At 71.2% G+C, this 22,722-nt stretch carries 13 protein-coding genes and 2 pseudogenes; 11 read left to right on the top strand and 4 right to left on the bottom strand.

The genetic code is table 11. The annotated features are described in order from the left end of the window. Nucleotides 1-314: 314 nt before the first annotated feature. From ACZ6KF_RS10280 to ACZ6KF_RS10240, 9 genes and pseudogenes are all read left to right on the top strand, one after another. Nucleotides 315-755 (top strand): annotated as a pseudogene (locus ACZ6KF_RS10280) (RICIN domain-containing protein); the annotation flags it as partial. 78 nt (nucleotides 756-833) lie between these two features. Then, nucleotides 834-1,538, top strand: a pseudogene (locus tag ACZ6KF_RS10275) (pectate lyase); the annotation flags it as partial. A 266-nt stretch (nucleotides 1,539-1,804) separates the two neighbouring features. After that, nucleotides 1,805-3,220 (top strand): extracellular solute-binding protein, encoded by a 1,416-nt coding sequence (locus tag ACZ6KF_RS10270; protein WP_469238046.1) that lies wholly within the window; start codon nucleotides 1,805-1,807, stop codon nucleotides 3,218-3,220. A gap of 78 nt (nucleotides 3,221-3,298) precedes the next feature. Then, a complete protein-coding gene (locus tag ACZ6KF_RS10265) occupies nucleotides 3,299-4,258 on the top strand; it encodes a carbohydrate ABC transporter permease (RefSeq protein ID WP_469159387.1) in 960 nt (319 codons plus the stop codon). Between the two features lie 16 nt (nucleotides 4,259-4,274). Further along, the gene (locus tag ACZ6KF_RS10260) at nucleotides 4,275-5,150 is read left to right on the top strand and encodes a carbohydrate ABC transporter permease (protein WP_356635150.1); all 876 of its coding nucleotides are present in this window, start codon (nucleotides 4,275-4,277) and stop codon (nucleotides 5,148-5,150) included. 101 nt (nucleotides 5,151-5,251) lie between these two features. Next, nucleotides 5,252-6,877: a glycoside hydrolase family 13 protein gene (locus tag ACZ6KF_RS10255; protein ID WP_469238043.1), complete on the top strand. Its 1,626-nt coding sequence runs from the start codon at nucleotides 5,252-5,254 to the stop codon at nucleotides 6,875-6,877. 70 nt (nucleotides 6,878-6,947) lie between these two features. Beyond that, a complete protein-coding gene (locus ACZ6KF_RS10250) occupies nucleotides 6,948-7,958 on the top strand; it encodes a LacI family DNA-binding transcriptional regulator (protein ID WP_356635146.1) in 1,011 nt (336 codons plus the stop codon). Nucleotides 7,959-8,285: 327 nt separating this feature from the next. Further along, nucleotides 8,286-11,663 (top strand): CARDB domain-containing protein, encoded by a 3,378-nt coding sequence (locus ACZ6KF_RS10245; protein WP_469238041.1) that lies wholly within the window; start codon nucleotides 8,286-8,288, stop codon nucleotides 11,661-11,663. Nucleotides 11,664-11,727: 64 nt separating this feature from the next. Continuing rightward, nucleotides 11,728-16,017, top strand: coding sequence for a discoidin domain-containing protein (locus ACZ6KF_RS10240; RefSeq protein WP_469238039.1), 4,290 nt, complete (start codon nucleotides 11,728-11,730; stop codon nucleotides 16,015-16,017). 85 nt (nucleotides 16,018-16,102) lie between these two features. Here ACZ6KF_RS10240 and ACZ6KF_RS10235 read toward each other — a convergent pair whose 3' ends face one another. After that, on the bottom strand, nucleotides 16,103-16,945 hold the full coding sequence (locus tag ACZ6KF_RS10235; RefSeq protein WP_356635140.1) for a GntR family transcriptional regulator: 843 nt from the start codon (nucleotides 16,943-16,945) through the stop codon (nucleotides 16,103-16,105). A gap of 273 nt (nucleotides 16,946-17,218) precedes the next feature. On the opposite strand from ACZ6KF_RS10235, the gene ACZ6KF_RS10230 reads away from it, so the two are divergent. Together ACZ6KF_RS10230 and ACZ6KF_RS10225 are read left to right on the top strand one after the other, a co-directional pair. Next, entirely contained in the window at nucleotides 17,219-18,658 is a 1,440-nt protein-coding gene (locus ACZ6KF_RS10230; protein ID WP_356635138.1) for a cellulose binding domain-containing protein, read from the top strand. 317 nt (nucleotides 18,659-18,975) lie between these two features. After that, on the top strand, nucleotides 18,976-21,108 hold the full coding sequence (locus ACZ6KF_RS10225) for a cellulose binding domain-containing protein (RefSeq protein WP_356635136.1): 2,133 nt from the start codon (nucleotides 18,976-18,978) through the stop codon (nucleotides 21,106-21,108). Nucleotides 21,109-21,298: 190 nt separating this feature from the next. On the opposite strand, the gene ACZ6KF_RS10220 is transcribed toward ACZ6KF_RS10225, so the two are convergent. From ACZ6KF_RS10220 to ACZ6KF_RS10210, 3 genes are all read right to left on the bottom strand, one after another. Beyond that, nucleotides 21,299-21,553 (bottom strand): EF-hand domain-containing protein, encoded by a 255-nt coding sequence (locus ACZ6KF_RS10220; protein ID WP_356635134.1) that lies wholly within the window; start codon nucleotides 21,551-21,553, stop codon nucleotides 21,299-21,301. Nucleotides 21,554-21,710: 157 nt separating this feature from the next. Beyond that, a complete protein-coding gene (locus ACZ6KF_RS10215; protein ID WP_469159381.1) occupies nucleotides 21,711-22,181 on the bottom strand; it encodes a hypothetical protein in 471 nt (156 codons plus the stop codon). Between the two features lie 13 nt (nucleotides 22,182-22,194). Beyond that, nucleotides 22,195-22,572, bottom strand: coding sequence for an ArsR/SmtB family transcription factor (locus ACZ6KF_RS10210; RefSeq protein WP_356635130.1), 378 nt, complete (start codon nucleotides 22,570-22,572; stop codon nucleotides 22,195-22,197). Between the last annotated feature and the right edge of the window lie 150 nt (nucleotides 22,573-22,722).

The raw sequence follows: 22,722 nt of genomic DNA, 5'->3' as shown, positions 1-22,722 counted from the left end.
AGGAGAAAGCGCTTGCACAACCGTTGACACCCAAGGCTCGCCGACACCAATCTGTGGCACACGGCTCAAAGAAAACCAGCCAACTGCGACCCCCATCGCGGCAGTTGGCCTCACGTCCCTTGAATATTGAACCGGTTTAACCGGCGTATCCCCGGGTGCCGCCCCTGCAACCCTTCGGCGTCCGCGACGAACGCCGCAGCCGGTGAAAGGAACGCACAGTGAGCACACGGAACACCCACCGGGCGAGACGCGGCCGCACGGCCGCCTCGCTCGCGGCGGCCACGGCGTTGATCGGCGGCGGCCTCACGGTCGTGATGACGACCGGTTCGGCGTCGGCGGCGCCGGCGGCCGGGTCGTACACCCTGAAGAACGCGAACAGCGGTCTGTGTCTGACGGTGCCCGGCGCGAGCGCCTCCGCGGGCGTCCAGCTGACGCAGGACGCCTGCACCGGGGCCGCCGCGCAGACCTGGAAGCTCACGGCGTCCGGCAGCGGGTACACCCTGACGGCCGCGAACAGCGCGAAGTGCGCCGGTGTCCGGGACGCCTCCACCAGCGCGGGCAAGCCGGTCGAGCAGCAGAACTGCGCCGGCACGGCGACCCAGGTGTGGAAGCTGACGCAGGTCGGCGGCGACACGTACCAGGTGATCAACAGCAACGGCGACAAGTGCCTGAACGTCAAGGACAGTTCGAAGGCCGCCGGCGCCCTGGTCCAGCAGAACTCCTGCGACTCGGTCACCAGCAAGCGCTGGACCTTCGCCGCGTCGGGGACGGTCCCCACGGATCCGACGACTCCGCCGCCGACCGACCCGACCACGCCGCCGCCCACCGACCCGACGACGCCGCCCCCGTCGTCGTGGCCGACGGCCAACGGCAGCCAGGCCGTCTCGTCCACCATCGAGGTCTCCGGCACCTACGACGGCGGAATGAAGCGCCTGTACGGCAGTGGCGCCCTCGGCAGCGGCGACCAGAGCGAGAGCCAGCCGCCGATGATCCGGCTCGCCGACGGCGCGACCCTGCAGAACGTCATCCTGGGCGCCCCCGCCGCCGACGGCGTGCACTGCGCCGGCGCCTGCACGCTCAAGAACGTCTGGTGGGAGGACGTCGGCGAGGACGCCGCCACCTTCCGCGGCAGCTCCGCCTCCACCGTCCGCACGATCGAGGGCGGCGGTGCGCGGAAGGCCTCCGACAAGGTCTTCCAGCACAACGGCGCCGGCACCCTGGTCATCCGGGACTTCCAGGTGGAGGACTTCGGCAAACTGGTCCGTTCCTGCGGCAACTGCTCCACGCAGTACACCCGCCACATCCAGATCCTGAACACCAAGGTGACGGCCCCGGGCGACACCCTGGTCGGCATCAACACCAACTACGGTGACACGGCGCGCTTCTCCGGCATCACCATCCACCGGGACTCCGGCCGCGACATCGACATCTGCACCAAGTACCGGGGCACCACCAGCGGCGAACCCACCAAGATCGGTACCGGCCCGGACAGCACGAACTGCCTCTACAGCACGTCCGACATCCGTTACGTCGACTGACCCACCGCGACACCCGTCGGCCCTCGCGGCCCGGCGGCCCGGAAAGCCCTTGCGGCCCCGGCCGGACTCCCGTCCGGCCGGGGCCGCTGGCGTTTCCCGCAGCGCGATCGCAAAACGGTCCGCGCCGAGTCGACTCGTCTTTGTCGAGCAATTACGAAAACAGCGCGATATCTTGCGTCCGCTTGTCGCGGGTGGTTGAGTGTGGCCCGCCCCACAACGCACCGGCGATGGGGAGACCTCCACGTTCAGCCCGAAGGGGAGCACTCATGAGAAGTGCCCGGTTCCGCCGTACGCGCCGCGCCGGCGCGGTCACCATCGTTTCCGCGCTCACGCTCACCGCGCTGGCCGCCTGCGGCACGAGCAGCAGCGACAACGGCAGCGGTGGTTCCGGGGGCGGTGCGTCGTCCGACCCCGCCGCTCCGTTGGACCCGAAGACCGAGGTGACGCTCACCATCGACTGCATGCCGCCGACGGCGAAGGCGGCCGAGCTCCGGCAGTGGAAGCAGGACGTCGCCGAGTTCAACAAGACGTACCCGAACGTCACCATCGAGGGCCGCTCCACCCCGGGCCAGTGTCTGGAGCCCCCGCGGTTCACGGCCATGCTGAAGGCGAAGTCGCAGCCCGACGTCTTCTACACCTACTTCACCGACCTGCCCCAGGTGCTCTCCGAGGACGGCGCGCAGGACATCACCGCGTACGTCAACGACAGGACCGTGCCGCTGCTCAAGGACATCGACCCCGACGTCCTCGATTCGCTGAAGCAGGACGGCAAGCTCTACGGCCTGCCCACCAGCAACTACACCATGGGCCTGCTCATCAACCGCAAGCTCTTCGAGCGGGCCGGCCTCGACCCCGACAGCCCTCCGCGCACCTGGGAGGAGGTCCGCACCGCGGCGAAGCGGATCGCCGGACTCGGCGACGGCATCGCGGGCTTCGGCGAGTACAGCGCCGGCAACACCGGTGGCTGGCACTTCACCGCGCAGCTCTACAGCATCGGCGGCGACGTCGTCGACGCGAGCGGCGAGAAGGCGGCGTTCAACGACGAACTGGGCAGGCAGGTCGCCCGGAACCTGCACGCGATGCGCTGGCAGGACGACAGCATGGGCAAGACCCAGCTGCTGAAGTGGGGCGACCTGCAGAAGCAGATCGCCACCGACAAGCTCGGCATGTACCTCGCCGCGCCCGACGACATCCAGTACATGGTCCAGCAACTCGGCGCCCGATACGAGAACTTCGGCATGGGACCCATCCCCGGCCGGCAGAACACCCTGGCCGGCGGCAACAGCTACATGATCAAGAAGGGCATCTCCCCGGACAAGATCAAGGCCGCGATCGCCTGGCTGAACTTCAAGAACCTCACCGTCGGCAAGGGCCAGTTCGACTGGAGCCGCGCCAAGGCCGACAAGCTGCCGGTCGGCATTCCGCAGCCCAACTTCTGGCTGAACGAGTCCAAGGCCGAGGACGACGCGGCCCGTGCCGAGCACGCCACCATGCCGGTGGAGAACTTCAAGACCTTCATGGACAACCCGGTCCCGGGCAAGGCCGAGCCGCCCAAGGCGCAGGAGATCTACAAGGTCCTGGACAACGTGATGTCCGGCATCCTCACCAACGAGGACGCCGACGTCGACAAGCTCCTGTCCACCGCCGAGTCGCAGGTCGACCAAGTGCTGGCCAACCAGTGACCGACCGGGCGGGACGGGCCGCCGTGCCCGTCCCGCCCGCCCGGCAGCGAAGACGGCAGACCAGTACGAGGAGTGACGATGCCGGCCCCCGGCCCGACCCTGAGCAAAGCGGCGCCACCCCGCCGCTCCGTGCCGCCCCCGGCGGCCCCCGCGGCACCCGGCGCCGCGTTCGCCAGGAACCTGCGCCACAACCTGACGGCCCATGGATTCCTGATCGGCGCGGTCGTCTGTTTCGCGCTGTTCTCCTGGTATCCGATGGTCAGGGAGGTCTTCCTGGCCTTCCAGAAGACCGAGAGCGGGCAGACCGACTGGGTCGGGCTGGACAACTTCGCCACGGTCCTGAACGACCCGGCCTTCTGGCAGGCCTGGCGCAACACCCTGCTGTTCACGGTGCTCGCCCTGATCCTCGGCTTCGCGGTGCCGTTCGCCGCCGCGATCGTCATCAACGAGTTCCGGCACGGCCAGGGCTACTTGCGGCTCCTGGTCTACCTGCCCGTGATGCTGCCCCCGGTCGCCTCCGTCCTCCTCTTCAAGTACCTCTACGACCCCGGATACGGGCTGCTCAACGAGCTGTTCGGCGTCCTCCACCTGCCCGAGCAGCAGTGGCTCCAGGACCCCGACCTGTCGATGCTGTCCGTCGTCGTCGCCTCGACCTGGATGAACATGGGCGGCGCCACGCTGATCTACCTCGCCGCCCTCCAGGGCATCCCCGGCGAGCTGTACGAGGCGGCCGAACTGGACGGGGCCGGCCTGCTGCGCAAGATCTGGCACGTCACCATCCCGCAGACCCGCCTGATCCTGTCGCTGATGCTGCTCATGCAGGTCATCGCGACCATGCAGGTCTTCGTCGAGCCCTTCCTGCTGACCGGCGGCGCCGGACCCGAGGGGTCGACCACGACCGTCGTGTACCTCATCTACCAGTACGCCTTCAACTTCAACGACTACGGCGCCGCCGCGGCCCTCGGCCTGCTCCTGCTCGTGCTGCTGTCCGGATTCTCGGCGGTGTACGTCAGGCTCAGCCGCGCCCAGGACGAATAGAACCGGGGGGACCACCATGTCCACACGCACGCTCGTCTCGCCGGCCGTCCTCGCCAGGCCGCGCGGCAGGGCCGTCTACTGGACGGTCTTCGCCCTGGTCGTCGCCGGGTTCACCCTCGCCTTCCTCGGTCCGATGTACTGGCTCGTCTCCAGCGGGTTCAAGGACCCCCAGGAAGTGATCCGGACCCCGCCGACCCTCGTACCCGGATCGTTCGAGCCCGCCAACTACGAACAGGCCTGGCAGGTCATGGACCTCGCCAAGCTGCTGGGCAACACCCTCTACTACGCGTTCGGCGCGCTCGCCTTCCAGCTGGTCCTCGACGTCGCCGCCGCGTACTCCCTGTCCAAGCTTCGGCCGGTGCTGGGCAAGGCGATCCTCGGCATGATGCTGGCGACCCTGATGATCCCGGCCACGGTCCTCGTCGTCCCGCAGTACCTCACCGTGCTGGACGTGCCGATCGTCGAGCGGAACCTGCTCAACACCCCGTGGGCGATCTGGCTGCCGTCCGTCACCAACGCCTTCAACATCTTCCTGCTCAAGCGGTTCTTCGACTCGATCCCCAAGGAACTGCTGGACGCGGCTTCCATGGACGGCGCCAAGCCGCTGCGCGTTCTGTGGTCGATCGTTCTGCCGATCTCCCGGCCCGTCCTGGGCGTGGTGTCGATCTTCGCGGTCGTCGGGGTGTGGAAGGACTTCCTCTGGCCGATGCTCACCCTGCCCGACCCGGCGAAGCAGACCCTCAACGTCGGCATCTACTCCCTGTCCAACGGCGTGCCCGTGAACGTGCTGATCGCCGCCCTCACGATCGCCTCGCTGCCGACCGTGCTGATCTTCCTGGTCTTCCAGCGCAACATCATGGGCGGCCTCACCGCCGGCAGCCTCAAGGGCTGACCGCCCGCCCCCCCTCTTCCCAGCCTCCGCCGCCGGCCCGTCCGACGCCCCGCTTGGCCGGGCCGGCGACGGAGATCCGCCCTGCCCGAAAGGACCGCACCGTGGCAGCCCCCCTTCCGCCCCGCACCGACGACTGGTGGCGCGACGCCGTCATCTACCAGGTATATCCGCGCAGTTTTGCCGACGGCGACGGCGACGGCACCGGAGACCTCGCGGGCGTCCGGGCGCGACTGTCCCACCTCGCCGAACTGGGCGTGGACGCCGTCTGGTTCACTCCCTGGTACCTGTCGCCGCTCGTCGACGGCGGCTACGACGTCGCCGACTACCGCACCATCGACCCCGCGTTCGGCACCCTGGCCGAGGCGGAGAAACTGATCGCCGAGGCCCGCGAACTCGGCATCCGCACCATCGTCGACATCGTGCCCAACCACGTCTCCGACCAGCACCCCTGGTTCCGGGCCGCCCTCGCAGCCGGCCCCGGCAGCCCGGAGCGGGAACTCTTCCACTTCCGCCCCGGCCGCGGAACGAACGGCGAACTCCCGCCCAACGACTGGCCCTCACAGTTCTCCGGCGCCACCTGGACCCGCGTCCCCGACGGCGAGTGGTACCTGCACCTGTTCACCCCCGAGCAGCCCGACCTGAACTGGGACCACCCCGCGGTGCGCCGCGAGCACGAGGAGATCCTGCGCTTCTGGTTCGAGCGGGGCGTCGCCGGCGTACGGATCGACTCCGCGGCCCTGCTCACCAAGGACCCCGGCCTGCGCGACTTCGTCGAGGGCGTCGACCCCCACCCCTACATCGACCAGGACGAGATCCACGACATCTACCGCTCCTGGCGGGCGATCGCCGACGAGTACGGCGGCGTCTTCGTGGGCGAGGTCTGGCTGCCCGACGCCGAGCGCTTCGCCCGCTACCTCCGCCCCGACGAACTGCACACCGCCTTCAACTTCTCTTTCCTCACGTGCCCCTGGGACGCCGGCTGCCTGCGCCGCGCCATCGACGCCACCCTCGCCGAGCACGCCCCCGTCGGCGCCCCCGCCACCTGGGTCCTGTGCAACCACGACGTCACCCGCACCGTCACGCGCTACGGACGCGCCGACACCGGCTTCGACTTCGCCAGGAAGCGCTTCGGTACCCCGACCGACCTGCAGCTCGGCACCCGCCGTGCCCGTGCGGCCGCCCTGCTCACCCTCGCTCTGCCCGGCTCGGTCTACCTCTACCAGGGGGAGGAACTCGGCCTGCCCGAGGCCGACATCCCGCTCGACCGCATCCAGGACCCCATGCACTTCCGCTCCGGCGGCACCGACCCCGGCCGAGACGGCTGCCGGGTCCCCCTGCCGTGGGAGGCGGAGGCCAGATGGTACGGCTTCGGCGCCGGCGACGAGCCGTGGCTGCCGCAGCCCGACGACTGGGCCCCCTACGCCGTCGACCGCCAGGCCGCCGCCCCGGACTCGATGCTCGCGCTCTACAAAGAGGCGCTGCGGCAACGGCGTTCGGGCGCGGGCTTCGGCGACGGACCGCTGACCTGGCTCCCCGTCGGCGAGGACGTCCTCGCCTTCGCCCGGCCGCAGGGCCTGCTGTGCGTCGTCAACCTCTCGGACGTGCCCGCCGTGCTCCCCGAGCACGAGCGGCTGCTGCTCGCCAGCGGACCGCTGGACGCCGAGGGGCGGCTTCCGGCGGACACGGCGGTGTGGCTGCGCGCCCGGTCGTCCGACCTCGCAACGTGACGGCACCGCATGGTCGCGGGGAGCGTGAACGACGCAACTGGCTTGCGTAGTTTGCGATATCCTTGCGTTCATGACGCGAGGACTTGCGCTGGTGGCGAAGAAGGTGGGGGTGAGCGAGGCCACGGTCAGCCGTGTCCTCAACGGCAAGCCGGGGGTCTCCGAAAGGACCCGCCAGGCCGTGCTCACGGCCCTCGACGTGCTCGGATACGAGCGGCCCACGCAACTGCGCGGGGAGCGCGCCCGGCTCGTCGGCCTGGTGCTCCCGGAGTTGCAGAACCCCATCTTCCCGGCGTTCGCCGAGGTCATCGGAGGCGCCCTCGCCCAGCAGGGGCTCACGCCCGTCCTGTGCACGCAGACCAGAGGCGGTGTCTCCGAGGCCGATTACGTGGACCTGCTGCTCCAGCAGCAGGTCTCCGGTGTGATCTTCGCCGGGGGCCTGTTCGCGCAGGCCGACGCGCCGCACGAGCACTACCGCCGGCTGGCCGAGCGGAAGATCCCGGTCGTCCTCGTCAACGCCTCGATCGAAGGGCTCGACTTCCCCTGCGTCGCCTGCGACGACGCCGTCGCCGTCGAGCAGGCGTGGCGGCATCTCGCCTCGCTCGGCCACGAGCGGATCGGTCTCGTCCTCGGCCCCGACGACCATGTGCCCTCGCGCCGCAAGCTGGAGGCCGCCCGGGCGGCGGCGCGGACCACGGGTACGCAGTGGGACGACCTGCTCGTGCAGCGGTCGATCTTCTCGCTGGAAGGAGGGCAGGCCGCGGCCTCGCGTCTGCTGGCGCGGGGCGTCACCGGCATCGTGTGCGGCAGCGACCCGCTCGCGCTCGGGGCCGTCCGGGCCGCCCGCCGCCACGGCCTGCGGGTTCCGTCCGACGTGTCGGTCGTCGGTTTCGACGACTCGGCCTTCATGACCTGCACGGAGCCGCCGCTGTCGACGGTGCGCCAGCCCATCGAGGCCATGGGGCGCGCGGCCGTCGACCTGCTGTGCGCCCAGATCCTGGGAACGCAGGCGCACCCCGGCGAACTGCTCTTCGAGCCGGAACTCGTGGTCCGCGCGTCGACCGCCCCGCCGCCGGCCGGCTGATCGCGTCCCCCTTCCCCCACCTGCCCGGATCCGGGCCCTTCCCGGCCCCTTCTCGGCCCTCCCGGTCCGCGTCACCTCACGGCACCGGTGTCACCGCCGCCCCGTCGGCTCCGACGCCGGTGCCGTCCGCGTTCTCGGGACGGCCGTCGACGTCGGCGGGCCGACCGGTGCCGCGGATGACCGGACCGTTGACAAAGCCGTCACGCGGTAGAAACCTGTCTCCCCGATGACGCAAATCTGACGCAGATTTACTCAAAATCCTAGCCCTGCGTCGCCACTTCCCATCAGCCATGCCGGGCGCACGCCCGCGTGGTGGAGAGGCGCCCCATGAGAGGCACACAGACACGCAGACGGACAGGGGTCGGCCTGCTGACGGCGGGACTGATCGCCGTCGGTCTGCTTCCCGCCCCGGCGCAAGCCGCGCCCCAGGCGGCGGCGGAGACCAACCTCGCCCTCGGCAGAGCGGCGACGGCCGGCGGAGCCCATGGCGGCTACCCGGCGTCCAACGTCACCGACGGAAGCCAGCAGTCGTACTGGGAGGGCCCGTCGGGCTCCTTCCCGCAGTGGGTGCAGGTCGACCTCGGCGCAGCGGTCCCGCTGGACCGCGTCGCGCTGAAGCTGCCCACCGGCTGGGAGGCGCGCTCCCAGTCCCTGGCCGTCCTCGGCAGCACCGACGGCAACTCCTTCGGCACGCTCGCCGCCGCGGCGGCCCGCTCCTTCGACCCGGCCGCGGCCAACACCGTGGCCATCGACCTGCCCGCCGAGAAGGCGCGGTACGTGCGCGTGCAGGTCACGTCCAACTCGGGCTGGAACGCAGCCCAGCTGTCCGAGCTGGAGGTCTACGGCGACGAAGGGCCCGTCGACCCGCCGGTCGAGGGCACGAACCTCGCCCGGAACAAGCCGATCGAGGCGACGTCCGTGACGCAGAACTACACCGCGGCCAACGCCAACGACGACAACACCGGCACCTACTGGGAGTCCGCGGGCTTCCCGTCGAGCCTGACGGCGAAGCTCGGCGCCGACGCGGACGTCGAGGCCGTGGTCGTCAAGCTCAACCCCGACCCGGTCTGGGGGCCGCGCACCCAGTCGCTCCAGGTCCTCGGCCGCGCGTCGGGTGCCTCCGGCTTCACCTCCCTGAAGGCCCGCGCCGACTACGCCTTCAGCCCGTCGGGCAACAAGAACACCGTGACCATCCCGGTCACCGGCCGCGTCGCCGACGTACGGCTCACCTTCTTCTCCAACACCGGTGCCCCCGGCGCCCAGGTCGCCGAGTTCCAGGTGCTCGGCAGGGCCACGCCCCAGCCCGACCTCGTCGTCACCGACCTGACCTGGTCGCCCGCCTCCCCGTCCGAGGCCGACGACGTCACGGTGCGGGCCACCGTACGCAACGCGGGCAGCGCACCGGCCCCCGCCACGACGGTCGCCGTCAGCGTCGAGGGCACCGTCGCCGGCTCCGCCCCGGTCGCCGCCCTGGCCGCGGGCGCCTCCACGACCGTCGGCGTCCCCGTGGGCCGGCGCCCGCAGGGCTCGTACACCGTCTCGGCCGCCGCGGACCCGACCGACACCGTCGTGGAACTGGACAACGGCAACAACAGCCGCACCGCCGCGACGAAACTGACCGTCGCGCAGAGCCCGGGCCCGGACCTGCGCGTCACCGGCATCACCACCAACCCGGCGACACCCGCGGTCGGCGCCGACGTGTCCTTCACGGTGGCGGTGAACAACCGCGGCACCACCTCCGCCCCCGCGGGCACCATCACCCGCCTCACCGTCGGCGACACCACGCTCCAGGGCACCACCGGCGCCGTCGCGGCGGGGGGCACGACCACCGTCGCCCTCTCCGGCACCTGGACCGCCAAGAGCGGCGGCGCCACCCTGACCGCCACGGCCGACGCCACCGGCGCCCTCACCGAGACCGACGAGAACAACAACGTCTTCGCGCGCTCCCTCGTCGTCGGACGGGGCGCGGCCGTTCCCTACACCGAGTACGAGGCAGAGGACGGCAGTTACGACGGAACGCTCCTCACCGCCGACCGCAAGCGCACCTTCGGGCACACCAACTTCGCCACCGAGTCCTCCGGCCGCCGTTCCGTGCGGCTCGACGACACCGGCGACCACGTGGAGTTCACCTCCACCGGCGCCGCCAACTCCATCGTGGTGCGCAACTCCGTCCCGGACGCGGCCACGGGCGGCGGGCGCGAGGCGACCCTCAGCCTCTACGCCGACGGGAAGTTCGTCCGCAAGCTGACCCTGTCGTCCAAGCACAGCTGGCTGTACGGCACCACCGACGACCCGGAGGGACTGACCAACACCCCCGGCGGGGACGCACGCCGGCTGTTCGACGAGTCCCACGCGCTGCTGACCCAGAGCTATCCGGCGGGCACGAAGTTCCGCCTCCAGCGGGACGCCGGCGACACCGCCGCCTTCTACGTCGTCGACCTGATCGACCTGGAGCAGGTCGCCCCGCCCGCGGCCAAGCCCGCCGGGTGCGTCTCCATCACCGAGTACGGCGCCGTCCCCAACGACGGCATCGACGACACCGACGCCCTCCAGCGGGCCGTCACCGCCGACCAGAAGGGCGAGATCCCCTGCGTGTGGATCCCCGCCGGTCAGTGGCGCCAGGAGCAGAAGATCCTCACCGACGACCCGCACAACCGCGGCCAGTACAACATGGTGGGCATCCGGGACGTCACCATCCGCGGCGCCGGCATGTGGCACTCCCAGCTGTACACCCTCACCCCGCCGCACCAGGCGGGCGGCATCAACCACCCGCACGAGGGCAACTTCGGCTTCGACATCGACCACAACACCCAGATCTCCGACATCGCCATCTTCGGTTCCGGCACCATCCGCGGGGGCGACGGCGGCGCCGAGGGCGGCGTCGGCCTCAACGGCCGCTTCGGCAAGGGCACCAGGATCAGCAACGTGTGGATCGAGCACGCCAACGTCGGCGTCTGGGCCGGCCGCGACTACAGCAACCTCCCCGAACTCTGGGGCCCTGGCGACGGCCTCGAATTCACCGGCATGCGCATCCGCAACACCTACGCCGACGGCATCAACTTCGCCAACGGCACCCGCAACTCGACCGTGTACAACTCCTCGTTCCGCAACACCGGCGACGACGCCCTCGCGGTGTGGGCGAGCAAGTACGTCAAGGACACCTCGGTCGACGTCGGCCACGACAACCACTTCCGCAACAACACCGTCCAGCTGCCGTGGCGCGCCAACGGCATCGCGATCTACGGCGGTCACGGCAACACCGTGGAGAACAACGTCGTCGCCGACACCATGAACTACCCGGGCATCATGCTGGCCACCGACCACGACCCGCTGCCGTTCTCCGGGCAGACCCTGATCGCGAACAACGGCCTGTACCGTACGGGCGGCGCGTTCTGGAACGAGGACCAGGAGTTCGGCGCGATCACCCTCTTCGCACAGGGTCCGGACATCCCCGGCGTCATCATCCGGGACACCGACATCGTCGACTCCACCTATGACGGCATCCAGTTCAAGACCGGCGGCGGCGCGATGCCGGACGTGAAGGTCAGCAACGTCCGCATCGACAAGTCGGTCAACGGCTGCGGCGTCCTCGCGATGAGCGGGGCCAGGGGCAGCGCCACCCTCACCGACGTCACCATCACCGACTCGGCGGAGAGCGACATCTGCGTCGAGCCGGGCTCGCAGTTCGTCGTCCACCGCGGCTGACACCCGTGCGCCGGTCCGCCGGCGCACGGCTCCCCCCTCCCTCCCCGTCGACCTGCGAGGACAGATGAGAATCCCCACCTGGAGATCACGGTGCCTGAGCGCCGTGATCGCGACGAGCCTGCTGGCGCTGGGCGGTCCGCTCGCGACCGCCCGCGCGGCGGGCGGGCCCAACATCGCGCTCGGCGACACCACGTCGTCGAGCAGCTCCCACGCCGAGTACCGCGCCGCCCACGTCACGGACGGCGACCAGGGCACCTACTGGCAGAGCGCCGGCTCCGGCCTGCCCCAGTGGGTGCAGGCCGACCTCGGCACGACCACCCGTGTGGACGAGGTCGTCCTCAAGCTGCCCGCCCACTGGGAGAGCCGCAACCAGACGCTCTCCGTGCAGGGCAGCACCGACGGCACGAGTTTCACCACGCTGAAGAGTTCCGCGGGTTACGCCTTCACCCCGGGCGCGGGCAACACGGTCACCGTGTCCTTCCCGGCCACGCAGACCCGCTTCGTCCGCGTCGACATCACCGCCAACACCGGCTGGCAGGCGGCCCAGCTCTCCGAACTGGAGGTGTACTCGGCGACCGAGTCCCCCGCCGACCTCGCCGCCGGACGTCCCCTGACGGCCAGCAGCCACACCCAGGTGTACACGGCCGCCAACGCGGGCGACGGCAACCGGGCCACCTACTGGGAGAGCGCCAACAACAGCCTGCCCCAGTGGATCCAGACCGACCTCGGCGCCTCCCGCGCCGTCAACCGCGTCGTGCTGAAGCTGCCGCCCGGCTGGGAGAGCCGCACCCAGACGCTGAAGCTCCAGGGCAGCACGAACGGCACCGACTTCACCGACCTGTCCGCCTCCCGGGACCACGCCTTCACCGCGGCGAACGACAACACGGCGACGATGACCCTCGACACCGCCACCACCCGCCACGTGCGTGTACTGTTCACCGCCAACTCGGTGCAGAACGCCGGCCAGTTGTCGGAGCTGGAGGTCTACGGCCCGCAGACCGGCGACACCCGGGCGCCGACGGCCCCGGCGAACCTGGCCCTCACCGAGCCCGCCGCCGACCGGATCCGGCTCACCTGGACCGCGTCGACCGACAACGTCGGCGTCACCGGCTACGACGTCTACGCCAACGGCGAACTGCTGACCGGACTCCCCGGGAACGTCACCACGTACACCGACACCCGGCCCGCGAACGCCACCGTGTCCTACCGCGTGCGCGCCAGGGACGCCGCCGGCAACCAGTCCGCCGACAGCAACACCGTCACCCGCATCGGCGACGCCGGCGACACGCAGGCGCCGACGGCCCCGGCGAACCTGGCCCTCACCGAGCCCGCCGCCGACCGGATCCGGCTCACCTGGACCGCGTCGACCGACAACGTCGGCGTCACCGGCTACGAGATCTACGCCAACAACGTGCTGCGCGACACCGTCGCCGGGAACACCACCACGTACACCGACACCCAGCCGGCCTCCGCCACCGTCACCTACCGCGTCCGCGCCAAGGACGCCGCCGGCAACCGGTCCGCCGACAGCAACGCGGTCACCAGGAACGGTTCCGGCAACACCGGCCCCAACCTCGCCGTCGGCAAGCCGATCGAGGCATCCTCCACCGTGCACACCTACGCCGCGGCCAACGCCAACGACAACAGCACCGCCACCTACTGGGAGGGCGCCGACGGCGGCTACCCCCACACCCTCACCGTCAGGCTGGGCGCCAACGCCGACCTCGACCGGCTCGTCCTCAAGCTGAACCCGGACAGCGCCTGGTCCGCCCGCTCCCAGACGATCGAGGTCCTCGGCCGGGAACAGGACGCCACCGCCTTCTTCGGCCTGGTCGCCGCCAAGAGCCGCGCCTTCGACCCGGCGACCGGCAACACCGTCACGATCCCGGTCACCGGCCGCGTGGCCGACGTCCGGCTGAGGTTCACCGCCAACACCGGCGCCCCGGCCGGCCAGCTCGCCGAGTTCCAGGTCGTCGGCGTCCCGGCGCCCAACCCCGACCTCGTCGTCACCGGCCTGACCACCACGCCCGCCGCCCCCGTGGAGTCGGACGACATCACCGTCTCGGCCACCGTCCGCAACGACGGCCCGGCCGCCGCGCCCGCGCACACGCTCGCGCTGCGCCTGAACGGCACCGAAGCGGCCACCGCACCGGTCGGCGACCTCGCGCCGGGCGCCCAGACCACCGTCACCGCATCCCTGGGCGCGCGCGACGCCGGCTCGTACGAGCTGAGCGCGATCGCCGACAGGACGAACAGGGTCGTCGAACAGAACGAGACCAACAACACCTACACCCGCCCCACCGCCCTGGTCGTCAAGCCGGTCGCCGGCTCGGACCTGGTCGCCGGCCCGGTGACCACCACCCCGTCCAGCGCCGCCGCCGGCGACAGCGTCACCTTCACGGCGCCGGTGCGGAACCAGGGCACCGAGGCCGCCGCGGCAGGCGCCCACGCAGTGACGCTCACCCTCGTCGACGGCAGCGGCGCCACGGTCAGGACCCTGACCGGCACGCACACCGGCGCCCTCGCCGCCGGCGCCACGGCCGAGGTGACCCTCGGCCCCTGGACCGCGGCCAACGGCTCGTACACCGTGCGGACCGTCATCGCCGCCGACGCCAACGAACCGCCGGTCAAGCGGGAGAACAACACCTCCACCCAGCCGCTGTTCGTCGGACGCGGCGCGAACATGCCGTACGACATGTACGAGGCGGAGGACGGCACACCGGGCGGCGGCGCCCAGGTCGTCGGACCGAACCGGACCGTCGGCGACATCGCGGGCGAGGCCTCCGGCCGCAGGGCGGTGACCCTCGACGCGACGGGGGAGTACATCGAGTTCACCACCCGCCGCCCGACGAACACCCTGGTGACCCGCTTCTCGATCCCCGACGCGCCGGGCGGCGGAGGCATCGACTCCACGATCAACGTCTACGTCGACGGGGTCCTTGAGAAGGCGATGCCGCTGACGTCCAAGTACGCCTGGCTGTACGGCGCCGAGACCTCGCCCGGCAACTCGCCGGCGGCGGGCGCCCCGCGGCACATCTACGACGAGGCGCACCTCCTGCTCGGCGAGACCGTCCCGGCGGGCGCGCGGATCCGGCTGCAGAAGGACGCCGCGAACACCACCACGTACGCCATCGACTTCGTGAACCTGGAGCAGGTCGCCCCCGCGGCGAACCCGGACCCGGCGACGTACGCCGTGCCGGCCGGCACCACCCACCAGGACGTGCAGAACGCGCTCGACAGGGTCCGCATGGACACCACCGGCAAGCTCGCCGGGGTCTACCTGCCGCCCGGCGACTACCAGACCGCCGGCAAGTTCCAGGTGTACGGCAAGGCGGTGAAGGTGGTCGGCGCCGGCCCCTGGTACACGAGGTTCCGTGCGCCGGGCGCCCAGGAGAACACCGACATCGGCTTCCGCGCGGAGGCGACGGCCAAGGGCTCGCTCTTCAAGGGCTTCGCCTACTTCGGCAACTACACCTCGCGCATCGACGGGCCCGGCAAGGTGTTCGACTTCGCCAACGTCTCCGACATCGTCATCGAGGACATCTGGAACGAGCACATGGTCTGCCTCTACTGGGGCGCCAACACGGACCGGATCACGATCAGGAACTCCCGCATCCGCAACATGTTCGCCGACGGCGTCAACATGACCAACGGCTCCACCGACAACCTGGTCAGCAACAACGACGCCCGCGCCACCGGCGACGACAGCTTCGCGCTGTTCTCGGCGATCGACGCGGGCGGCGCCGACATGAAGAACAACGTCTACGAGAACCTGACCAGCACCCTCACCTGGCGCGCCGCCGGCCTGGCCGTCTACGGCGGCTACGACAACACCTTCCGCAACATCCGTATCGCGGACACCCTCGTCTATTCCGGCATCACGATCTCGTCGCTCGACTTCGGCTACCCGATGAACGGCTTCGGCGCCGGGCCCACGACCGTCGAGAACGTGTCGATCGTGCGGGCGGGCGGCCACTTCTGGGGCAACCAGACCTTCCCCGGCATCTGGCTCTTCTCCGCCTCGAAGGTCTTCCAGGGCATCCGTGTCAACCACGTCGACATCGTCGACCCCACCTACAGCGGCATCATGTTCCAGACCAAGTACAGCGGGAGCACGCCGGAGAACCCCGTCAAGAACACCGTCTTCACCGACATCTCCATCACCGGGGCCCGCAGGAGCGGCGACGCCTGGAACGCGAAGTCCGGCATCGGCGTCTGGGCCAACGAGATGCCCGAGCCGGGCCAGGGTCCCGCCGTCGGCGAGGCCACCTTCAACTGCCTTCGCATGAACGGCAACGCGGAGGACGTCCGGAACACCACCAGCACCTTCAAGCTCCACGTCAACCCCTGCTGAGCCGGGGCTCCGGCCCCTCGCGGGAGTGGGACCGGCGCCCGCCGCGATCCGCGGCGGGCGCCGGTCCCTTGTCGCCTTCCAGGGCTCAGCGCGCTCTGTGCACGTCGCCCAGGGTCGAGGCGGAGACCGCGTCGCCGTGCGGGAGGTCGCCCGGCGGAATGCCCGGATGGTGGCCGGCGGACCGGGAGACGGGCGCGGTGCCGGCGGGCACGGCGCCGACTTCGAGGGTGAGGCGGGAGACGATGCGGTAGCGGTCCCCGCGGTAGAGCGAGTGGACGTACTCCACCGGGCGTCCGCCGGTGTCGGTGGTCAGGCGCTCGAAGAGCAGGGCGGGGGAGAGCTCCGGCACGTCCAGGACGGCCGCCTCCTCACGGGTCACCACGGTCGGTTCGATCGACTGCGTCGCCTCGCTCACGTGCACGCCGTGGTGCGTGCGCAGATGCTCGTACAGGTCCCCCTGTTCCAGTTCCGCCGCGGTGAGACCGGGGACCAGGCCGGCGGGGATGTGCAGGTGCTCCACGGCCATCGGGGCGCCGTCGACCAGACGCAGCCGGGCCACGTAGACGATGTCCGCGGCGGGGGACAGACGCAGCCTGCGGCCCACCCGGGCGCCCGCCGGCAGGACGGCGAACTCCAGCAGCCGGCTCGACCAGACCCCCGACGCCGGGGGCACCCCGAGCGAGTGGTGGCCCGCCACCAGTTCCTGGGTGATCTTCTCCGGCGCGACGAAGACGCCCCGGCCGTGCGCGCGGACGAGGACACCGGAGGTGACCAGTTCGTCCACGGCCGACCGCAAGGTGGGGCGGGACACCCCGAGCCGCGCGCACAGGGTCCGCTCGGAGGGGAGGGCGTCTCCCGGCCGGCGTGCCTCCACCATCTCCAGGACGGCGTCACGGACCCGCTCGCGTTTGAGCACGCTTGCCCTCATCTCCCCTCCGCCGACCCCTGCCGCCGCGACGACAGGACGGACTGGTCAATACCAGTTAAACGCCGATCGCTCATCGGCGGAAGCGTTTCTGCTCCTTCGGCTCGAGGCAAATGCCGTTGTTTCAAGGGGGGTTGACGACCCGATTGGTCTATGCCACTTTCTTCCCTCATCGACAGGTCACCTGTCCAGTGGACAACCGGTCGGCCGGACCGACTCCGCCCCCACCCCCCACGCACGCCCCCACCGGGCCTGGACATCACGGAGGACACCACTGTGACCAGCAACGACACCCGACCCTCCCGACGCCGCACCCGCCTGCGCGCCGCCGTCGCCACGGCCGCCGCGACCGTCCTGGGCGCCGCCGCTCTCGCCGCCCTGCCGGGCACCGCCGCCGCAGCGGGCGGACTGTCGGTGCAGTACCGCACCAGCGCCCCCGGCGCCACCGCCGATCAGAGCGAACCCTGGTTCAAGGTGCGCAACACCGCCGACACCGCCCTGCCGCTGAGCGAGGTCAGGCTCCGCTACTACTTCAAGGCCGACTCGCCCGGCGCGGTCTACCGCTTCGCCTGCTCCTGGGCGGCCAAGGGCTGCGCCAACATCACCGGCGTCTTCGGCACCCTCGCCAACCCGACCGACACCGCCGACCGCTACCTGGAGATCGGCTTCACCTCCGGCGCGGGCTCCCTCGCGCCGGGCGCCGACACCGGCGACATGCAGCTGCGCTTCCACCAGTCCACCTGGCAGCCGCTGCGGCAGAGCGACGACTACTCCTTCAACGCCGCCCAGACCGCCTACGGCGACTGGACCAAGGTCACCGCCACCCGCGCCGGCCAGCAGGTCTGGGGCGTCGCACCGGCCGGCGGCGGCCCCACCGACCCGCCGCCCACCACGCCCCCGCCCGGCGGCTCCGGCACCCTGTGGGACGACTTCAGCTACACCTCGCACACCGACCCGAGGATCTCCGCCAACGGCTGGAGCGTCCGCTCCAACTCCGGCGGCCCCGGCGTCCCCGGCGCCATCTGGGACCCGTCCAACGTGACCTTCTCCACCAGCAACGGCAACACCGTCATGCGGATGGAGACCTCTACGGCCGGCACCCCCGCCACCACCGAGCAGACCGAGATCCTCACCAAGGCGACCAAGTTCCGCAACGGCACCTATGCCGCCCGCGTCAGGTTCAGCGACGCCCCCCAGTACGGCCCGGACGGCGACCGCCTCGTCCAGACCTTCTTCACCATCAACGACCTCAAGGCCCCGATGGCCGACGACTACGCCGAGTACGACTTCGAGTACCTCCCCAACGGCGGCTGGGGCGAGCCCGCGAACATCCTCTACACGACCTCCTGGGAAACCTACAACCCCGACCCGTGGCAGGCGGTCAACCAGCACACCGAGAGCCGCCAGAGCTACGCGGGCTGGCACGACCTGGTGCTCACCATCGACGGCAGCTCCATCAAGTACTACGTCGACGGCCGGCACTTCGGCACGCACGACGCCGCCTACCTGCCCGAGCGGCCCATGTCGATCAACTTCAACCAGTGGCTGATCGACCTCCAGGGCCAGACGTCGACCACGCCGAGGGCGTACGAGGAGCAGGTCGACTACGTCCTCCACGTCAAGGACCAGGTCCTCACTCCCGCCCAGGTCCAGGCGAAGGTCGACGCCTACCGCTCGGCCGGCACCGCCTTCGAGGACACGGTGCCCGCGGGCTGACAGGGCGCAGGTCCGCGCGACACGCGGGCGGAACCGTCCGGTGGCGGGATGTACGGGCCCCGCCGCCGGAGGGCTCCGCCCGTCCGTCTTCCCCCGCCCCGTCCCCGCCGCCCCCTCCCCGACACGCCCTCTCGCCGTCTCCGTCCTGCCCTTCTGCCGTCCCCGTCCCGTCCGTTGACAGATCATCACGTCACTTCCATCATGGGAGCGCTCCCACCGGCGGGATCATGCCGCCGCTCGCTCGTGCACCACACGTCGCACCGCACCGCAGCCACGCACCGTTCCCCGTGCCGCCTGCTCCTAGGGAGGACCCCCGCATGCCCCACCCCCACAGATCCGGCCGGCCGGCCGGCACCGGTCTGCGCCGCCTCGTGCGGACCGCCGCCGCCCTGGCCGCCGGTCTCGCCCTGCTGTCCCCGCCGGGCGCGGCCGGCGTCGCCTCGGCGGCGTCGCAGGAGGAGCCCGCCGCGGACGTCGCGGTCCGGATCAACACCCAGGCCGCGCTGGGCCGCATGACCGACGTCGCGCGCGGTGTCAACGCCGCCATCTGGGACTCGCACATGAACGACCCGGAGGTCGCCGACCTGATGAAGGCGGCCGACGTCGGGGCGATGCGCTACCCCGGCGGCTCCTACGCGGACATCTACCACTGGGAGACCCATACGGCGCCCGGCGGATACGTCGCCCCCGGCACCGGCTTCGACGCCTTCATGGGCACCGTCCGCGCCACCGGCGCCCAGCCCATCCTGATCGCCAACTACGGTTCGGGCACGCCCGAGGAGGCGGCCGGCTGGGTCCGGTACGCCAACGTCACCAAGGACTACGACGCCAAGTACTGGGAGATCGGCAACGAGATCTACGGCAACGGCCACTACGGCAGCGGCTGGGAGCACGACGAGCACCCCGACAAGAGCCCCAAGGAGTACGCCCGTCAGGTCCGCGCCTACGCCGAGGCCATGAAGGCCGTCGACCCGACCATCAAGATCGGCGCGGTGCTCACCACCCCGGGCCACTGGCCGGACGGCGTGGTCGGCGCGGGCGATCCGGGCGACTGGAACCACACCGTGCTCTCCCAGGTCACCGACGTCATCGACTTCGTGAGCGTGCACTGGTACGCGGGCGGCGCCGACACCACCGCCGAGGCCGCCATGAACCGGCTCACCAGGCTCCCCGGCGAACTGCGCGAGGTCCGCAACCAGTTGGACCGGTACGCCGGCGCCGACTCGCCGCGCATCGGCATCGCCCTCACCGAGATCAACACCAACACCGGCGGCGCCATGCTCACCGCGCGCCCCAACGGCCTGTTCGCCGCCGACGCGTTCATGACGGCGCTGGAGAACGGCGTCTTCACGGTCGAGTGGTGGGACACCCACAACGGACCGGGCCGCATCACCACCGTCGACGGCGAGACCGACTACGGCGACATGGGCATGCTCTCCAGCGGCGGCTGCACCGGTGACGTGTGCGAACCGGCGCCCAACACGCCGTTCCACCCGTACTACGGCATGAAGATGACCAGCGAACTCGGCGGTGCGGGTGACACGTTGGTCGCCGCCGCGTCCTCCGCGCAGGACGTCTCCGCGCACGCCGTGCACCGCCGCGACGGCAGGCTCAGCGTGCTGCTGATCAACAAGGACCAGGACGCCGCACGGACCGTGGACCTGGACTACGCGGGCTTCACCCCGTCCGCCGCCGCACCCGAGGTCAGCCGCTACGCGCGCGGCGACAGCGACATCACCGACGTCGCCGCCGGCCCCGCCGCCGCCTCCCAGGTCACCGTGCCGCCGTACGGGATGCTCGCCGTCACCCTCACTCCCAAGGCCGGCACCGGGCCCGCCGCCTCCGCGGCAGGCACCCCGGGAACCCCGCGCCTGGAGTCGGTGACCGACACCACCGCCCGCCTGTCGTGGCAGGGCGCGCCCGGCGCGGCCCGCTACCTGGTCCAGGCACGCGACGGCGCCCACACCCGGCTGATCGGCGAGGCCACCGGCACGTCCGTCACCCTGCGGAACCTGCCCCCGGGCAGCTCCCACACGGTCAACGTGCTCGCGGCCGACGCCTCCGGCCGCCTGTCCGCCCCGTCCGATCCGCTCACCTTCACCACCGGCACCCCCGGGGAGGCGTCCTGCGCGGTGACGTACCACCGTGACACGAGCTGGGGCAACGGCTTCGTGGCCACGGTCACCGTGCGGAACCTCTCCGACACCCCGATCACCGGCTGGACCGTGGACTGGGACTGGCCGACCGACCGCCAGTCGGTGTCCAACGGCTGGAACGCCACGTTCCAGCAGACCGGCCGGCACGTCCGGGTGACGGCGCCCGACGGCGCCGGAGCGCTCGCCGCGGGCGGCACGTCGTCGGCCTCCTTCGGGTTCGTCGGCGCCAACGACGGGCCCAACCCCGATCCGACGGTCTTCCGCCTGAACGGCGCCGTCTGCTCGGCCGGCTGACACCCGCTCCGCCCGGGAGCGGTGGCAGGACCACCTGCTCCCGGGCGAACCGGCCGGCCCGGTCCGACTGCGGATTGCCGGTGCGGACGCCCGCCCCGGGAGCCCGCCGAGGACCGCCGGGGCTCGTGTCTCCTGCGAGACGTATCCGGAGCGGGCCCTCTCCAGGGCCGGGGTAGACCAGGGGAAGGGATCAGCTCCAGCCGAACCGGCGGTCCACCACCGCCGCGAACTCCTCCGGGGTGAGGACGGCGTCCCCGTTCTGGTCGGCGGCGTCGAAGAGGGCGGAGGACGCCTCGGCGTCCTGGACGCCCCAGAACGGCAGGACGCCCGAAGCGGCCAGGGAAGGGCCCTTCGTGCGCAGGGCTACGATCACCTCTTCCCTGGTCAGCGTGCCGTTGTGGTCAAGGTCGAGGGCCTCGAACAGCTTGCGGGCCTTGTCGCTCATACCTCGTCCTCGTCGTTCGGCGGCAGCGGGCCGGTCCGTCCCGCTCATGGGGAGAACGCCTCGTGCGGCGGTCCGGTTCCGTCTGGCTCCGGGCTGGGGGGCGACGCGTACGAAGCCGGGTGTCCGTCCGACGCGGCGGTGGGGCTCAGGCGTGCTGCTACGCGGCCTCGCGCAGGTCGAGCAGTTGCCGCGTGTGCCCGGGTACGTGGTTTTCGGCCAGACCGTCGATGAGCCCCGCCAGCGGCACCGGCTGGTCCAGCACCACGGCGTCGTGGGACAGCAGGAGCGTCGGCACCGGGACCGAGGCGTCCTCCTCGCCGAGGCGGTCCGCGATGTCGCACAGGACGCCCGCCTGGGCGCGGACGTGCACGACGAGGTCGGCGCGCCCCGTGTGCCCGGCGACGATGCGGCGCAGGTTCCAGGTGTCGAGGCAGACGCGGTTGTCGAAGGAGGGCCGTCTGCCGGCGACCACGTCGAGGGCGACCGCCGTGACCGAGGCGTCGACGCTGAGGAGGTGAGCCAGGATCAGGTCGGCGTTCCATCCTCCGTCGTCGGGCTCGCCGAGACCGGGCAGGGCCGCCGTGTCGAGCAGGGCCTCGTAGGCGTCCCGCAGTGCTGTCGTGTCCATGGCTGTGCCTCTCTCAGTCGTGGTCCGGCGGATCCGGGTCCCCCTCCGCCGCCTCGGCGACCCGTTTGACGTGCGCCAGCCGGCGGTCCCACTCGGACGCGAGCGAGGCCATCCAACGGGCCGTCGCGTCCAGGGCCGCGGGGCGCACGGCGTACCGCACCTCGCGGCCGGCCCGGCTCGCCGACACCAGTCCGGCGGCGTCCAGGACGGCCAGGTGCTTGACCACGGCCTGCCGCGAGACGGGGAGTCGCCCGGCGAGCGTCGTGGCGGTGGCCTCGCCCCGCGCGGCGAGCAGATCGAGCAGCCGGCGCCGCGTCGGGTCGGCCAGCGCGCCCAGGACGCCGTCGACGGTCTCGGCTGCCCCGTCGGCGCCGGGGCGTTCCTCCGTCATATGGCTCCCTCGCGCTCGGTCCGGCCCTCGCCCACAGCGGAACTCCTCCGTCGCCGTCGTTCGATGCAACCCAAGAGTTGCACAGGTCAGAGCCTAGTGCAACCGAACGGTTGCGTAACTGTCGTGGCGCGTTCTGTTTGTCGGGGGACC

It is taken from the genome of Streptomyces sp. NPDC046379 (genome assembly GCF_055587785.1).
The sequence above is the reverse complement of the archived record's forward strand: the minus strand, read 5'-3'. Positions and strand labels throughout refer to the sequence as shown.

Coding starts and splice junctions, on each gene's coding strand:
- ACZ6KF_RS10270 (WP_469238046.1), top strand. CDS start 1,805: ATGAGAAGTGCCCGGTTCCGCCGTACGCGCCGCGCCGGCGCGGTCACC.
- ACZ6KF_RS10265 (WP_469159387.1), top strand. CDS start 3,299: ATGCCGGCCCCCGGCCCGACCCTGAGCAAAGCGGCGCCACCCCGCCGC.
- ACZ6KF_RS10260 (WP_356635150.1), top strand. CDS start 4,275: ATGTCCACACGCACGCTCGTCTCGCCGGCCGTCCTCGCCAGGCCGCGC.
- ACZ6KF_RS10250 (WP_356635146.1), top strand. CDS start 6,948: ATGACGCGAGGACTTGCGCTGGTGGCGAAGAAGGTGGGGGTGAGCGAG.
- ACZ6KF_RS10245 (WP_469238041.1), top strand. CDS start 8,286: ATGAGAGGCACACAGACACGCAGACGGACAGGGGTCGGCCTGCTGACG.
- ACZ6KF_RS10240 (WP_469238039.1), top strand. CDS start 11,728: ATGAGAATCCCCACCTGGAGATCACGGTGCCTGAGCGCCGTGATCGCG.
- ACZ6KF_RS10235 (WP_356635140.1), bottom strand. CDS start 16,945: ATGAGGGCAAGCGTGCTCAAACGCGAGCGGGTCCGTGACGCCGTCCTG.
- ACZ6KF_RS10225 (WP_356635136.1), top strand. CDS start 18,976: ATGCCCCACCCCCACAGATCCGGCCGGCCGGCCGGCACCGGTCTGCGC.
- ACZ6KF_RS10220 (WP_356635134.1), bottom strand. CDS start 21,553: ATGAGCGACAAGGCCCGCAAGCTGTTCGAGGCCCTCGACCTTGACCAC.
- ACZ6KF_RS10215 (WP_469159381.1), bottom strand. CDS start 22,181: ATGGACACGACAGCACTGCGGGACGCCTACGAGGCCCTGCTCGACACG.
- ACZ6KF_RS10210 (WP_356635130.1), bottom strand. CDS start 22,572: ATGACGGAGGAACGCCCCGGCGCCGACGGGGCAGCCGAGACCGTCGAC.